The organism is Marinobacter halotolerans (assembly GCF_008795985.1).
In the GTDB taxonomy this organism is placed as follows: domain Bacteria; phylum Pseudomonadota; class Gammaproteobacteria; order Pseudomonadales; family Oleiphilaceae; genus Marinobacter; species Marinobacter halotolerans.
Genome location: NZ_VMHP01000002.1, coordinates 14,649 through 29,798 on the forward strand (window position 1 = coordinate 14,649; position 15,150 = coordinate 29,798).

The following is a 15,150-nucleotide window of genomic DNA, read 5'->3' on the forward strand; positions in this document are numbered from 1 at the left end:
CCCGCGCCCTGGCGTATTGTCTCGCCCGAGCTCGCCAGACAGTCGCCGCCGGTTTTAACCGGGGGAGGAAAGTCCGGGCTCCACAGGGCAAGGTGCCAGGTAACGCCTGGGCGGCGCGAGCCGACGGAAAGTGCAGCAGAAAGCAAACCGCCTAAGTGCCCGTGATTCGTTCACGGACACCGGTAAGGGTGAAACGGTGCGGTAAGAGCGCACCGCGTGACTGGCAACAGTTCACGGCGATGGTAAACCCCACCTGGAGCAAGACCAAATAGGAATCCTATGGCGTGGCCCGCGCTGGATTCGGGTAGGTCGCTTGAGGTCTGTGGCAACGCAGACCCTAGATGAATGACTGTCCACGACAGAACCCGGCTTATCGGCGAGCTCATTTTTTTACTTCCTTATGTTCCTCTCGGCATTCCCAACATTGCCGTTTTATAACTAAATAATCTTACTCCTCACTTGTCATATTCAATCTTATCTGCAGGTAGTTGATTTTTGGGTTATTCTTGGCCCAAACCATTGTTGTTCCCCGAAAGCTCTCCCGTAACTCATTGTCAATAAAGAAACTTTTGCCAGTGCCTTGCTGCTTTTGCTGCTTGCATTGTCAATTGCGTGTTCCTATAGTGTGCATTAGTGGGAAAAAGTGGTTTCTAGTGGTTTTTTGTGGTTTCTGAACCCCGGAATGAGAGCAGATGAGCAATTTTCTCGGCAGTCATGCCATCAATATGGATGCGAAGGGTCGCCTGGCGATCCCCGCCAAGGTGCGCGAAGAGCTCGCGCACGTTTGTGGCGGGCGCATTGTATTGACAGCCAATGCCGATGAAGAGCGTTGCCTGCTGGTGTATCCGGAGCCTCAGTGGGAGGCGTTGAGGCCACAGATTGAAGCGCTTCCCAACATGAACAAGGCCGCCCGGCGCCTGCAGCGTCTGATGCTGGGCCACGCCACGCCGCTTGAACTGGATTCCGCCGGCCGCGTTCTGGTACCGCCAACCTTGCGCAGCTACGCCCGCCTCGAGAAAAAGCTGATGCTGATCGGGCAGGGCAAAAAGATGGAGCTCTGGAGCGAAGAGCGCTGGTTCCAGTGGCTGGATGAAGCCGATGGCGACGAAGAAATGCCGCCGGAAATGGAGGCTCTGTCCCTATGACCGCCGAGCGCAGAGAGGATCCGGCGGAGCAGTACCGCCACCGCTCTGTTCTGCTCGACTCCGCCGTCGACTTTCTGGTCACCGACCCGGGCGGTCGTTACGTGGATGGCACTTTCGGCCGGGGTGGGCACAGCCGGCTTATCCTCGAGCGGCTCGGGGAAACGGGTGCGTTACTTGGGATCGATAAAGATCCGCGGGCAATCGAGTCTGCCAAACGCCTGTCTGAAGAAGACGGGCGTTTTGGTGTTTTTCACGGGTCATTTGCTGGGCTTGATCAGGCCATTGACCAGCAGGGTTGGTCCGCGGTGCAGGGAATACTGCTGGACCTGGGGGTTTCCTCGCCCCAGCTGGACGATGCCGAGCGCGGCTTCAGCTTTATGCGGAACGGTCCACTGGACATGCGAATGAACCCTGAGCAACCGCCGAGTGCGGCTCAGTGGTTGGCCGAGGCGGACGAACAGGACATCGCCAACGTTATTTTTCGATATGGAGAGGAGCGTTTCTCTCGCCGTATAGCCCGGCAAGTAGTGGAGCGCCGGAAAGACAAGCCGCTGGAAACAACCCATGAGCTGGCTGAGCTGGTGGCGGCTGCGGTGCCGAAAAAAGAAAAACACAAACATCCCGCAACGAGAACCTTCCAGGCAATCCGGATCTTTATCAACCGTGAGCTGGAAGACCTTGAGGCGGGGCTTGAAGTGGCCGTTGACCGACTTTTGCCGGGCGGACGTCTGGTGGTGATCAGTTTTCATTCGCTGGAAGATCGCCTGGTCAAGCGGTTCATGAGGGATCTGGCCCGCGGTCCGCGACTGCCCAAAGGTGTGCCGGTGACCGCCGAGCAGGAAGAGTCCGGGTTCCGGCTGGTGGGCAAGGCGATGAAAGCCGATGCCCGGGAAGTTGATGACAATGTACGCGCTCGAAGCGCCGTTATGCGGGTACTCGAGCGCGTCGATAAACAGAACACAAGTCAGGGGAGCGCGTAAGCATGGGCGCTGTAGCAATAGAGCAGAAAACCAGGACTGTCCGCATGAACCGGCAACGGGTGCGGAATGGGCTTTCCACGGCGTTACGACTGTCGCGTCAGGTGTTTGTCGCGTTGCAGCAGCGCCAGGCGGTGATTTCGGCGGTGCTGGTGGCGTTGCTTATGGTCTCGGCCCTGGGGGTGGTTGTCAGTGCCTATGAGAACCGGGCGCTGTTCAATACGCTCTCGCAATTGCAGGGCGAGCGCGACAGCTACCGCCGCGAATGGAGCCAGTTGTTGCTGGAGCAGAGCGCGTTAAGTGCTCATGGACGGGTAGAGCGCCTGGCGTCTGAGAAGTTTGGCATGTCGGTGCCAGGTAAGCAGGACATCGTGCTGGTGCCGGTTTCGGCGCCACTTGTCGGTTCCCGATAGCAATAATAACCAGCAGGAAGGTGAGTTCAGTGTCCGAGCAAGGGAAAGTCACAACAGGACAAAGACTGGTCGCGGGGTTGAAGGCCTGGCGATACGGTACGGTTGTGGGTGTTTTTCTGCTGGTTGTGGCGACTCTGGCCTGGCGGTTGGTTGATCTGCATGTGGTTGACCAGGAGTTTCTGAGTCAGCAGGGGGATGTCCGGACTATTCGGGTTGAGTCGATTGATGCGCATCGGGGCATGGTTACTGACCGATATGGCGAGCCGCTGGCCGTCAGCACGCCGGTTCAAACGATCTGGGCAAATCCGTCAGAGATCCAGATTGATGATCCAAGACTTGCCGTAGTGGCCCGGCAACTGGGAATGTCCGAGGGCGACCTGCGCGGGCGTATTCGTGACTATTCCGGCCGCGAGTTCATGTTCCTGCGCCGTAAGGTTCAGCCGCAATTAGCACAACAGGTGATGGAAGTCGGCATGCCGGGTATTTACAGCCGCCAGGAATACCGTCGTTATTATCCGGCTGGAGAGGTTACCTCCCACGTTGTGGGCTTCACCGACATTGATGAAAGTGGTCAGGAAGGTATCGAGCTCGCCTACAACGACTGGCTGAGCGGCGAGCGCGGCAAGAAGCGGGTGCTGAAAGACAATCTGGGGCGGGTCATCAAGGACCTGACGCTGATCCGGGATGCCAGTCCCGGCAAGAACCTGACCCTGAGCATCGATCTGCGTCTGCAATACCTGGCCTACCGGGAACTCAAGGCCGTGGTCACCGCTCACAATGCCAGAGGTGGAACACTTGTGATGTTGGACGTGGACACCGGTGAGGTTCTGGCGATGGTGAACCAGGGGGCATACAACCCGAATGACCGCAGCCAGCTAACGGCCAATCGCCTGCGTAACAAGGCGATTACCGACCTTTTCGAGCCCGGCTCCACAATGAAGCCGATTTCCATGGCCGCGGCTCTGGAATCCGGCCGCTACAAAGCGTCGGACACCATTGATACAGCCCCGGGCTACCGTCGGTTTGGCCGGTTTACCATTCGTGACCACCGGAACTACGGCGCGATCTCGCTGACCGATGTGATTGTCAAATCAAGCAATGTGGGCATCAGCAAGATAGCCAATGATCTGGGCGGGGATGTCATCCGCAATATGTACGCGCGTCTGGGCATCGGCCAGCCTACGGGTATCGGCTTTCCCGGCGAGGCGGTGGGCGTTTTGCCTGCTCCGCCAAAGTGGCGCCCCGTGGAAGAGGCCACGCTGTCATACGGTTACGGTATGAGTCTGAACGCACTGCAGCTGGCCCAGGCCTACATGGTGCTGGCCAACGGCGGTACCCGCTACCCGTTGAGCCTGCTTGAGCTGACTGAAAAGCCGGTGGGTCAACGTGTTATTTCGGAGAAGGTCGCCTATGAGGTGCGCCAGATGCTTCGCAAGGTCGTGGCAAGCGGAACGGGCACTCGGGCGCAGCCAGGTTTCTATTCGGCCGGTGGTAAAACCGGAACCGTGCACCTGGTGGGCAAGAGTGGGTACGAGGACAGTCAGTACAAGGCAATTTTTGCAGGAATGGCGCCAATTGATGATCCGAGAATCGTCACGGTAGTGGCCGTTGATGCACCCCAGTCCGGTGAGTATTACGGCGGCGAAGTGGCCGCTCCGGTATTTGCCAGGGTCATGGGCGGTGCGCTCAGGCTGCTGAACGTCAAGCCGGAACTGGAGCTGGGGCAGGCGCGAAAGCCTGAATCTGCTGCCGGTGAGCGGGGTTAGGGTTATGTGCATTACATCGCTCAGTACGTTACTTCAGGGGATTGCCGTTGTGCCGTCCGTGTTTGACGTGACCATTCACGGCCTGAAGACAGACAGTCGGAATGTGGCAGCAGGCGACGCGTTTGTTGCCCTGTCCGGTTCGAGAACGCCAGCGGACCATTATGTCGGCGATGCCATTGAAGCGGGCGCTGCGGTGATTCTGCTGGAATCTCCGCAGGCCGGTGAATGCTATGAAAATGGCGGCGTACTGGTGGTTCCGGTCGAGAATCTGAAAGCCAGGCTGGGCAAAATCGCGGATCGTTTTTATGAACATCCCTCCCAGCGGCTGAGACTGATCGGCGTGACCGGCACCAACGGCAAGACCTCCGTGTCCCACTTTATCGCCCGGCTGCTGCAGGAAACCGGCACTCCCTGCGGTGTTATCGGCACCCTGGGCTATGGTCTGCCTGATGCCATGCACGAGGCGTCTCACACAACGCCGGATGTTGTGAAGATCAATGGCGAGCTGGCGAGAATGATCGCTCAGGGTGGCCGAGCCGTGGCTATGGAAGTGTCCTCCCATGCCCTCGATCAGGGTCGTTTGGACGGGCTGACCATGACCGGCGCCGTGTTTACCAACCTGACCCGGGATCATCTGGATTACCACGGTTCCATGGAAGCTTACGGTGCGGCCAAGGCGCGTCTGTTCCAGCGTGAAGAGCTTCATTTTGCTGTGATTAATTTCGACGACCCCTTCGGCCGACAGCTATACGAACAGCTGGAAGGCAAGTGCGACAGGGTCAGATACAGCCTCCATGAGGCGCAGACCGAACTCTGGCTGACCGGTATTCAGCAGACCAACGGCGGATTTACTGCGTCCGTTGACGGTATCTGGGGAGCCTTCGAGGTGTCTGCTTCGATTCTTGGCAGCTTCAATGTCAGTAATCTGCTGGCGTCTATGGCTGCGGTTCTCAGCCTGGGTGTTCCGGTTGAGCGGGTTCAATCGGCGGTTGAGCGCCTGGTGCCGCCGCCTGGCCGGTTGGAATCTTTCGCAGGCGCAAATGGCGTCCAGGTGGTTGTGGATTACGCCCATACGGCAGATGCACTGAATAACGCTCTGGCGGCCCTCAGGCCTCACGTGACGGGCCGGCTGATCTGTGTGTTCGGTTGCGGGGGCGACCGGGATACCGGCAAGCGGCCGGAAATGGCCCGGGAAGCGGAGCAGGGTGCCGATCTGGTATTCGTCACTGACGACAATCCCCGCAGCGAGGACCCGACCGACATTACCGATCAGATCGTTGCCGGTTTCCGGGCACCGGACAAGGCCATCGTTGTTCATGATCGCGCTCAGGCGATCCAGCAGGCCATTGCCGCCGCAGAGCCGGGCGACATTGTTCTGATTGCAGGCAAGGGCCATGAAGCCTGGCAGGAAGTTGCGGGCCAGCGGATCCCGTTCAGCGACGCCGGCCAGGTTCGCCACGCGCTTTCACTGAACGGAGGTGTTGCATGATGCCGGCCCTTACCCTGAACCAGGCTTTGACCTGGGTTGGCGGCCGTCCGTCCGGCGATTGGCAGGGCGACGTCAGTTTCACAAACGTGTCCACGGATACGCGGAAGATCGCCCGTGGGGATCTGTTTGTGGCCCTGCGCGGAGAGAATTTCGACGGCCATGGGTTTATTGATACAGCCCGCCAGGCCGGCGCAGTGGCAGCGGTTGTTGATCGTCCGGATGAAAGCGTGGCGCTGCCGCAGCTTGTAGTGGATGACACCGTCAATGCGCTTGCCGCGCTTGCCGGCGGAATTCGGAACCTCAGCAACGCGCGGTTTGTGGCCGTCACCGGAAGCAGCGGCAAAACCACGGTGCGGGAGATGGTTGCTGCCATTCTGGGCCAGATGGGCAACACCCTGGCTACCGAAGGCAACCTGAACAACCACATTGGTGTGCCTCTGACACTTTTCCGTTTGGCGCCCGAGCACAAGTATGCCGCCATAGAGCTTGGTGCCAGTGGTATTGGGGAAATAGCCCATTCCGTTAAGGTCGTTCGGCCTGATGTCGCGATACTGACCAACGCCGGCCAGGCACATCTGGAAGGGTTTGGCAGTTACGACAACATAGTTCTTGCCAAGGGCGAGATTATCGACGGGCTTTCCGACAATGGCGTCGCCGTGCTTAACCTGGACGATCCGGCCTTTGACCAGTGGAAGCAGCGGGCCGGTCAGCGCCGGGTCAGATCCGTCAGTGGTCGGGGCCGGCGGGACGCCGATTTTCGGCCGGCGGATGTCCAGTTCGACGGCCCGGAGATGAGCTTCACCGCTCAGGGGCCGAACGGATGGCAGTGTGATATCCGGCTGGCGTTGCAGGGCGAGCACAACATTTCGAATGCCTTGATGGCGATTTCTGCGGCCCAGGCGGTCGGCGCCAGTGATGATGCCATTCAGCGCGGATTGGCCGGCTTAAAGGCGTTCAAGGGTCGCCTGCAAACCCTGAAGCTGTCGCCCCGGTGGACGGTCATCGATGACAGTTACAACGCGAATCCGGCGTCCATGAAGGCGGCGATCGAGGTTCTGGCATCTCACCCGGGTTACCGCACGGCGGTGCTGGGCGCCATGGCTGAGCTGGGCGCTGACGCGGAATCGATGCATCGGGACGTGGGACGTTTTGCCCGGGCCCGCGGAGTTGACCGGTTACTGGTTGTGGGCAGCGGATGTGAAGGCTATGTGAAGGGGTTTGGCGCAGCGACAGAAGTGTGTTCCAGCCACGATGATGCCGTGCGTCGTCTGTTCGAGAGAAGCGATGACTCGCAGACGGTATTGGTCAAGGGTTCTCGCAGTTCTGCCATGGATATCGTGGTAGAGGGAATAAAACAAAAGGTGGGTGATACATGCTGCTCTGGCTGACAGAGGTTCTTTCACAGTATTTCTCGGCGCTGACGGTGTTTCAGTACCTGACCCTGAGGGGCATTTTCGGGGTGCTGACGGCGCTTCTGATTTCGCTGCTGATCGGTCCGTTCATGATTCGCAAACTGAGCCAGTACCAGATCGGCCAGGCGGTCCGGGACGATGGCCCGCAGACTCACCTGAGCAAGGCCGGCACGCCAACGATGGGTGGCGCGTTGATTCTTGTGGCGGTGGGTGTCGCCACACTGCTCTGGGCGGACCTGACCAATCGGTACGTCTGGGTCACGCTGTTGGTTACGCTGCTGTTCGGTGCGATTGGCTGGGTGGATGACTATCGCAAGGTGGTGGAGCGTAATCCCCGCGGCCTGCCGGCCCGTTGGAAATATTTCTGGCAGTCAGTGATTGGTGCTACAGCGGCCGTTGCGCTTTTCTGGAGTTCCGCTCTGCCGCAGGAGACATCCCTTTATGTGCCGTTTTTCAAAAACGTATCCCTGACCCTGGGGCCGGTGATCTTTGTGCTGCTGAGCTATTTCGTGATCGTAGGCAGTAGTAATGCCGTTAACCTCACAGACGGTCTGGATGGCCTGGCCATCATGCCAACGGTGATGGTGGCTGCGGCACTCGGGATCTTTGCCTATGTCTCCGGCCATGCCCAATTTGCCGACTATCTGCTGATTCCCCACCTGCCAGGCACCGGTGAGTTGATTGTGTTTTGTGGAGCGCTGGTTGGTGCCGGGCTCGGCTTTCTGTGGTTCAACACTTATCCGGCCCAGGTATTCATGGGGGATGTGGGAGCATTGGCGCTGGGTGCGGCTCTTGGCATCGTCGCGGTAATTGTGAGGCAGGAAATTGTACTTTTTATCATGGGCGGCGTGTTTGTGATGGAAACCATTTCCGTGATCCTGCAGGTGGCCTCGTTCCGCCTGACCGGGCGTCGGATTTTCCGGATGGCACCGCTGCATCATCATTTTGAATTGAAGGGCTGGCCAGAACCCCGCGTCATTGTGCGGTTCTGGGTAGTCACCGTTGTACTTGTGCTGGTTGGTCTTGCCAGCCTGAAGTTGAGATAGGGAATACCGTCAAGATGGGCATGATCGCTTCAGATCGCAGAACGCTGGTTGTGGGACTCGGTAAAACCGGGCTCTCCTGCGTTCGCTATCTGTGTGAAAAAGGCCGTGAGTTGTCGGTTGTGGACAGTCGCGCAGAGCCGCCCGGGCTGGAGGAGCTGCGTAGCCAGTTTCCGGACGTACCCGTGCATCTTGGCCCATTCGATCCGGATCTTTTTGCCGGCTTCAATGAGCTGGTTGTCAGCCCTGGCATCAGCCTGGAAGAGCCTGCCATTGTCCGGGCGGCAGACAGCGGAGCGATGATTCGTGGCGATATCGACCTGTTTGCGGAAGCGGCCGATGCTCCGATCGTCGCCATTACCGGCTCCAATGGTAAAACCACTGTGACGACCCTGGTGGGAGAAATGGCCAGAGCCACTGGGGTAAACGTCGCCGTTGGAGGCAATATCGGCACGCCAGCGCTGGATCTTCTCGGACGCGGCGCCGAGCTCTATGTACTGGAGCTGTCGAGCTTCCAGCTTGAAACCACGCACGAGCTGAATGCTCTCGCGGCCACCATACTGAATGTGTCGGACGATCATATGGATCGTTACGCCAACAAGATGGACTATTTTCAGGCCAAGCAACGCATCTTCAATGGCTGCCGCAACGCCATCGTGAATCTTGATGATGCCCTGAGCACTCCCATGGCAAGGGATACGCTGCGGTTCCTGTGTTTCGGCTTCCACCGGGTTAACCCGGAAACCTTCAGTACCCGAGATGATGACGAAGGCACCTGGATCACCTTCGGTTTTGACAACCTGCTGCTGGCGGAAGAGCTGGGGCTGCTGGGGCGCCATAACATCAGCAACGTGATGGCCGCACTGGCGCTTGGCCACGCCGCCGGCCTGCCTATGGATGTGATGCTGGACACCGCCCGCCAGTTCCGGGGCCTGCCCCACAGGTGTGAGTGGGTCCGCAACATCGACGGTGTCGACTATATCAATGATTCCAAGGGTACCAATGTCGGGGCGACTGCAGCGGCCATCCAGAGCCTGGTGCCAGTTGAAGGAAAGATCGTTCTTATCGCCGGCGGCGACGGCAAAGGCGCCGATTTTTCAATGCTGGCGGAGCCAGTCAGTGAAAACTGCCGGGCCGTGGTCCTGATTGGAACCGATGCGCAGCGAATTGCCGCTGCTCTGGGTGATGCAGTGACCATTCACTTTGAAAATTCTCTCGTGGATGCGGTCCGTAAGGCTGCCTCCCTGGCACAGGCCGGTGATCGGGTGTTGCTGTCACCCGCCTGTGCCAGCTTTGACATGTTCCGCGACTATACCGATCGCGGCGACCAGTTCCGTCAGATTGTTAAGGAGGGGCTGTGATGCAGGCTGACATGACCCTCAATCAGCGGAACGGCCTTTTCAGCGACCTGCGGCCGCTACCTCTGCTGATCATCAGTTCTGCGGCGCTGTTAGTGCTGGGCATTGTGATGATCTCGTCGGCGTCCATGGATATGGCGTCCGAGACCGTGGGCAATGGCTATTACTATGTGATCCGGCAGCTTGTTTTTGCGGGGCTGGGTTGTGTGATTGCGCTGCTTGCGGTGAATGTGCCGATAGCGTGGTGGGAGCGCAGCGGTTGGCTTCTGCTGGCGATTGGCCTGCTGTCCCTGCTGCTGGTGCTGACACCGCTGGGACGCACTGTGAACGGCTCAACCCGCTGGATTCCATTTGGCCTTTTCAACGTTCAGGTGTCGGAGCTGGCCAAGCTCTGCCTGATTGCCTATCTCGCCGGTTACGTTGTGCGCCGGAGACAGGAACTGTTGACCACCTGGTCCGGTTTTCTCAAACCTATCGGTGTATTGGGGCTTGCCTCGGTGTTGCTGGTGATCGAGCCTGATTTTGGTGCCACTGTTGTACTGGTCGCTGCGGCGGCGGGCATGATTTTTCTCAGTGGTGTTCCATTGCGCCGCTTTATGCCACTGATCGGCGTGTTGGTGGTTCTTGGTGCAGCGTTGATTGTTGCCCAGCCGTACCGGCTCAAGCGCGTTGTCAGCTACCTCGACCCCTGGAAAGACCAGTTCGATTCCGGTTACCAGCTAACCCAGTCACTGATTGCCTTCGGCCAGGGTGACTGGGCGGGCACCGGGCTTGGCAATTCGGTACAGAAGCTCTTCTACCTGCCCGAAGCTCATACTGATTTTATTTTCGCCATCATTGCCGAAGAATTCGGACTGCTTGGCTCCTTGCTGGTACTGGGACTGTTTACGGTTCTGGTGATGTCAGGCTTTGCCATTGCCCGCCGTGCCGAGAAGGCAGGTATGCCGTTTGCGGCTTGCTTTTCATACGGCATTACGCTGCTGATCGGTTTGCAGGCCAGCATCAATATGTCCGTGAGCACCGGGCTGCTGCCCACCAAAGGCCTGACGCTCCCGCTGGTTAGCTACGGCGGATCCAGTCTGATGATTACGGCTATCTGCATCGGTGTCCTCGCCCGCGTGGATATGGAGCGGGCTGACCTGGAAAAGAGTGGTAAAGATTCGAAAGCCGCCGGAAAGAGCCGCGGAGGTGCCGCCTATGAGTGATTCACGGCGGTTCCTGATGATGGCCGGTGGCACCGGAGGTCACGTGTTTCCCGCGTTGGCAACAGCGCGGATGCTGCAGAGCAAGGGCCATGAAGTGTTCTGGCTGGGCTCGGCGGGCGGCATGGAAGAACGGCTGATTGCCGATACTGATATTCCTCTGTCCGTGATCCAGATTTCCGGGTTGCGCGGCAAGGGTAGACTCGCGCTTGTGACCGCGCCTTTCCGGCTGATGCGGGCCCTGGCCCAGGCGTTTGCCCAGTTGCGCCGGATTCGCCCCCAGTGCGTGGTTGGCATGGGCGGGTTCGTGACCGGGCCGGGCGGGGTTGCCGCCTGGCTGACCAGAACACCGCTGGTCATCCACGAACAGAATGCCATTGCAGGAATGACCAACCGTCTGTTGGTGCGGTTTGCCCACACGGTTCTGGAAGCCTTTCCCGGCAGTTTTGGCCCGGACGTGGTCACCCGTTGCACCGGCAATCCCGTGCGTCGTGATCTGGCTGAACTGCCTTTGCCGCAGGATCGGCTGGCCGGTCGCGCCGGCGCCATGCGGTTGCTGGTGGTGGGCGGCAGTCTGGGTGCCCAGAGTTTCAATCAGACCCTGCCTGAGGCACTGGCATTGATACCCGCCGACCAGAGGCCGACCGTCCGTCACCAGTGTGGCGAAAAGCATCTGGATGCGGCCCAGGCGGCCTACAGGGAACAAAATGTGGACGCCAGCGTCCAGCCGTTTATCAAGGATATGGCTGAAGCCTATGAATGGGCGGATGTGGTGCTTTGCCGTGCCGGCGCTCTGACCGTGTCCGAGCTCTGTGTGGCCGGCGTCGGGGCTCTTCTGGTGCCGTTTCCCCATGCCGTTGACGATCACCAGACCCGCAATGCCCAGCAGATGGTCAAAGCCGGGGGCGCTATTTTGATCCCCCAGCCGAAACTGGCGGCGGATACGCTGGCGCAGACCCTGTCCGAACTGGCGCAGGACCGGAATCGAATTCTTGAAATGGCGACAGCGGCAAAATCGCTGGCTCGCCCGGACGCGACGGAGAGAGTTGTGAATTATTGTCTGGAGGCCGCCAATGGCTGAGCCAACGAATCCACCGCTGGTATACCAGGTGCCCGAGATGCGCCGTATCAGGAATATTCACTTTGTTGGCATCGGCGGTGCGGGCATGAGTGGTATTGCCGAGGTGCTGAAGAACCAGGGCTACGACGTATCAGGCTCGGATATTCGCGAAAGTCTGGTCACCGACCGCCTGACAGCGATGGGTGTGAAGGTGTTTATCGGCCATCGTGAATCCAATAGCGAGACCGCAGATGTTGTGGTTGTGTCTTCAGCGGTGAATGCTGATAACCCGGAAGTGTCTTCTGCCCGCAGCCGGCGTGTACCGATTGTGCCAAGGGCGGAAATGCTGGCGGAGATCATGAGGTACCGTCACGGAATTGCCGTGGCCGGAACCCATGGTAAGACCACGACCACCAGCCTGATTGCGTCGATATTGGGCGAGGCCGGCCTTGATCCCACCTTTGTGATCGGGGGCAAGCTCAACAGTGCGGGTACCAATGCCCAGCTTGGCGGTTCCCGTTACCTGGTGGCAGAGGCGGACGAAAGTGACGCGTCCTTCCTGCATCTGACACCCGTGATATCCGTGGTTACCAACATCGAGGCCGACCACATGGATACCTACGGTGGCGACGTGGGCCGTCTGAAGCAGACCTTTGTGGATTTCCTCCACAACCTGCCGTTTTACGGCGTGGCGGTGATGTGTGTGGATGACGATTATGTTCAGGAAATCATTCCCCGCATTTCCCGCGCCATTATTACCTACGGCATCGATAACCCGGAGGCGGACTACCGCGCCGAAGATATCCAGTCCGACGGCCTGCGTACCCGCTTTGTGGTGCGTCGCCCGGGCGGGCGCAGCGATCTGAGCGTCGAGCTGAAAATGCCCGGCCGTCACAACGTCCTCAACGCCCTTGCGGCGATTGCAGTCGCCACCGATGAAGGGGTTGATGACGCGGCTATCTGTAGTGGTCTTGCCGGCTTCGCTGGCGTTGGCCGCCGATTCCAGGTGTACGGCGATTACCAGACCCGTAAGGGCACCGTTACCCTGGTTGATGACTATGGCCACCACCCCACGGAAGTGGAAGCGGTGATCCGCGCCGCACGAGAGGCCTGGCCCGGTCGTCGGCTGGCCATGCTGTACCAGCCCCATCGCTATTCAAGAACCCGGGATCTATACGAGGACTTTGTCCGGGTTCTGTCGGAAGTGGATGTGCTTCTTCTGATGGAGGTGTATTCGGCGGGTGAACCAGCAGTCCCGGGCGCTGACAGCCGCGCCCTGTGTCGCAGCATCCGTCAGCGGGGCAATGTGGAGCCCATTTATGTCGAAGACGACGCTGAAATCGAGCACTTGCTGGGCAACGCCCTGCAGGACGGCGACCTGCTGATTACCCAGGGCGCCGGTGATATTGGCGGTGTCGCAACACGGCTTGGCGCAGCGGGGGTGATTGCTGATGAGTGATACCCGGCGTATGGAGGTACCGACCTATCAGGCAGACCCGGCCATGGTGAAAGCCTTTGGCCGTGTTGCGGTGTTTATGGGCGGCGACTCGGCAGAGCGCGAAGTATCCCTGAAAAGCGGTCAGGCGGTCCTTGCTGCGCTGCTGTCCGCCGGCGTTGATGCATTCGCCGTTGACGTCCGGGGCTGCCTGCTCAGAACCGTCGACAACCCGGACTTTGATCGGGTGTTCATCGCCCTGCACGGCCGTGGTGGAGAAGACGGAACCCTTCAGGCGATTCTGTCCCAGGCAGGCATTCCGTTTACCGGCAGCGAAATGATGGCTTCGGCCCTGGCCATGGACAAGCTGCGGACCAAGTACGTTCTGGAAGGATGCAATCTGCCGACGCCCCGCTTCAGTGCCATGGGGTCTGAGGCTGATGCGGACCGGATTCTCCTGACCCTGCGGCCGCCGCTGGGCGTGAAACCTTCGCATGAAGGCTCAAGCATCGGTATCCGCAAGGTGACAAACCGTGACGAGCTGGTGTCCGCCTATCGTGAGGCCGCCCTGCTTGATCCCCTGGTACTGGTTGAAGAATGGGTGGAAGGCCCCGAATTCACCGTCAGCGTGCTGCAGAACGAGGCCCTGCCGGCGATCGGGCTGAGCACCGACCATGTGTTTTACGACTACGAAGCCAAATATCTGACTGACGACACGCGCTACCAGATTCCTTGCGGGCTGGACCCCGATGCCGAGCTGCGCCTTCAGAATCTGGCGCTTCAGGCTTTTCGGGTGCTGGGGTGCCGGACCTGGGGCCGTGCCGACATCATGCAGGATGCTGCCGGTGACTTCTGGCTGCTGGAGATCAACACCGTGCCGGGCATGACCGATCACAGCCTGGTGCCAATGGCTGCGAAGGCGGCGGGCATCAGCTTCGAGGAGTTGGTGGTTCGCATTCTGGAAGACACGTTGGACCCCACGGGTGGTCAGGAGGCTGCGCATGTTTGACCAGATCCTGATTCGCAGCCGCCCGGTACCCTCGGATCCGCCCCGGCGCCGTGGCGCCACTTCCCGGGAACCGGAGCAGAAGAATCGTTTCCGGTTACTGGGGGCCATTCTGGCGGCCGTACCCTGGAGCCAGGTGGTGATTGGCGCCGGCATTGTGCTTCTTGCGGCATTGGTGCCCTGGGGCACGGGTCAGGTATTGAATGCCATGGACCGTCAGGTGATGGCCATTGATATTACCGGCGACCTGGTAGGGGAAAGCCGGGTCGAACTGGAACGAAGTGCCGGCCAATGGGTCGGGCGCAGCTTTTTTGCCACCGACCTGTCGGATGTGAAAGCAAAACTTGAGCAGCGCCCCTGGGTTGAATCAGCGGCCGTGAGGCGTGTCTGGCCCGACCGCTTTGCCATCGAGATCCGGGAAAAGAAACCCTTGGCCTACTGGAGTGACGGCCGGCTGGTCAGCCGCAGCGGCGAGGTGTTTGCCCCTGGTAACCCCGAAGTGGCGGGGAAACTCCCCGTCCTGTCCGGCCCTGATGAGCGGGTCATGGACGTGATTCGCATGGCCCAGAGCATGTCGGACACCCTGACCGAAAACGGCGTGGGATTCGCCGGTCTGAGCCTGGAGCAGCGCGGCGCCTGGACCCTGACCCTCGCCAACGGAATTGAAGTGGTGTTGGGCAAGGACCAGGTGGAAAAACGATTTGAAAGATTTGTGACGGTTTATCAAGAGCGCCTGGTGTCGCGGGCAAATGAAGTCAAACGTGTGGACGCCCGCTATAGCAACGGTGTGGCGGTCAAGTGGAAACCGGATGCCCAGGCGTCCGGGAAAAACACATAGCAACGA

13 protein-coding genes and 1 other RNA gene are annotated in these 15,150 nt (G+C 59.5%); all 14 read left to right on the top strand.

Going from position 1 to position 15,150, the window contains the following annotated elements; translation table 11 throughout:
* Window positions 1–26 precede the first annotated feature (26 nt).
* The 14 genes from rnpB to FPL19_RS10445 all read left to right on the top strand — a co-directional run bounded on the left by rnpB (window position 27) and on the right by FPL19_RS10445 (window position 15,144).
* Window positions 27–389: RNase P RNA component class A (gene rnpB, locus FPL19_RS10380), an RNA gene on the top strand.
* A gap of 303 nt (window positions 390–692) precedes the next feature.
* The gene (gene mraZ, locus FPL19_RS10385) at window positions 693–1,145 is read left to right on the top strand and encodes a division/cell wall cluster transcriptional repressor MraZ (protein ID WP_150912503.1); all 453 of its coding nucleotides are present in this window, start codon (window positions 693–695) and stop codon (window positions 1,143–1,145) included.
* Window positions 1,142–2,125 (top strand): 16S rRNA (cytosine(1402)-N(4))-methyltransferase RsmH, encoded by a 984-nt coding sequence (gene rsmH / locus FPL19_RS10390; protein WP_150912504.1) that lies wholly within the window; start codon window positions 1,142–1,144, stop codon window positions 2,123–2,125. The genes mraZ and rsmH overlap by 4 nt, the downstream gene beginning before the upstream one ends.
* 2 nt (window positions 2,126–2,127) lie before the next feature.
* Window positions 2,128–2,535 (top strand): cell division protein FtsL, encoded by a 408-nt coding sequence (gene ftsL / locus FPL19_RS10395; RefSeq protein ID WP_150912505.1) that lies wholly within the window; start codon window positions 2,128–2,130, stop codon window positions 2,533–2,535.
* Between the two features lie 29 nt (window positions 2,536–2,564).
* A complete protein-coding gene (locus FPL19_RS10400) occupies window positions 2,565–4,301 on the top strand; it encodes a peptidoglycan D,D-transpeptidase FtsI family protein (RefSeq protein ID WP_150912506.1) in 1,737 nt (578 codons plus the stop codon).
* Between the two features lie 4 nt (window positions 4,302–4,305).
* Window positions 4,306–5,790: a UDP-N-acetylmuramoyl-L-alanyl-D-glutamate--2,6-diaminopimelate ligase gene (locus FPL19_RS10405; protein WP_150912507.1), complete on the top strand. Its 1,485-nt coding sequence runs from the start codon at window positions 4,306–4,308 to the stop codon at window positions 5,788–5,790.
* Window positions 5,787–7,178 carry a UDP-N-acetylmuramoyl-tripeptide--D-alanyl-D-alanine ligase gene (locus FPL19_RS10410; RefSeq protein ID WP_150912508.1) on the top strand — a complete coding sequence of 464 codons (1,392 nt, stop codon included), beginning with the start codon at window positions 5,787–5,789 and terminating at the stop codon, window positions 7,176–7,178. The genes FPL19_RS10405 and FPL19_RS10410 overlap by 4 nt, the downstream gene beginning before the upstream one ends.
* Window positions 7,163–8,248 carry a phospho-N-acetylmuramoyl-pentapeptide-transferase gene (gene mraY, locus FPL19_RS10415; RefSeq protein ID WP_150912509.1) on the top strand — a complete coding sequence of 362 codons (1,086 nt, stop codon included), beginning with the start codon at window positions 7,163–7,165 and terminating at the stop codon, window positions 8,246–8,248. Before FPL19_RS10410 ends, mraY begins: the two co-directional genes overlap by 16 nt.
* A gap of 14 nt (window positions 8,249–8,262) precedes the next feature.
* Entirely contained in the window at window positions 8,263–9,606 is a 1,344-nt protein-coding gene (gene murD, locus FPL19_RS10420; protein ID WP_150912510.1) for a UDP-N-acetylmuramoyl-L-alanine--D-glutamate ligase, read from the top strand.
* Complete coding sequence (gene ftsW / locus FPL19_RS10425) at window positions 9,606–10,808, top strand: putative lipid II flippase FtsW (RefSeq protein ID WP_150912511.1); 1,203 nt, start codon at window positions 9,606–9,608, stop codon at window positions 10,806–10,808. The genes murD and ftsW overlap by 1 nt, the downstream gene beginning before the upstream one ends.
* A complete protein-coding gene (murG, locus tag FPL19_RS10430) occupies window positions 10,801–11,886 on the top strand; it encodes an undecaprenyldiphospho-muramoylpentapeptide beta-N-acetylglucosaminyltransferase (protein ID WP_150912512.1) in 1,086 nt (361 codons plus the stop codon). The genes ftsW and murG overlap by 8 nt, the downstream gene beginning before the upstream one ends.
* The gene (gene murC / locus FPL19_RS10435; protein WP_150912513.1) at window positions 11,879–13,324 is read left to right on the top strand and encodes a UDP-N-acetylmuramate--L-alanine ligase; all 1,446 of its coding nucleotides are present in this window, start codon (window positions 11,879–11,881) and stop codon (window positions 13,322–13,324) included. Before murG ends, murC begins: the two co-directional genes overlap by 8 nt.
* Window positions 13,317–14,309: a D-alanine--D-alanine ligase gene (locus FPL19_RS10440; protein WP_150912514.1), complete on the top strand. Its 993-nt coding sequence runs from the start codon at window positions 13,317–13,319 to the stop codon at window positions 14,307–14,309. Before murC ends, FPL19_RS10440 begins: the two co-directional genes overlap by 8 nt.
* On the top strand, window positions 14,302–15,144 hold the full coding sequence (locus FPL19_RS10445; protein ID WP_150912515.1) for a cell division protein FtsQ/DivIB: 843 nt from the start codon (window positions 14,302–14,304) through the stop codon (window positions 15,142–15,144). Before FPL19_RS10440 ends, FPL19_RS10445 begins: the two co-directional genes overlap by 8 nt.
* Window positions 15,145–15,150: the final 6 nt, after the last annotated feature.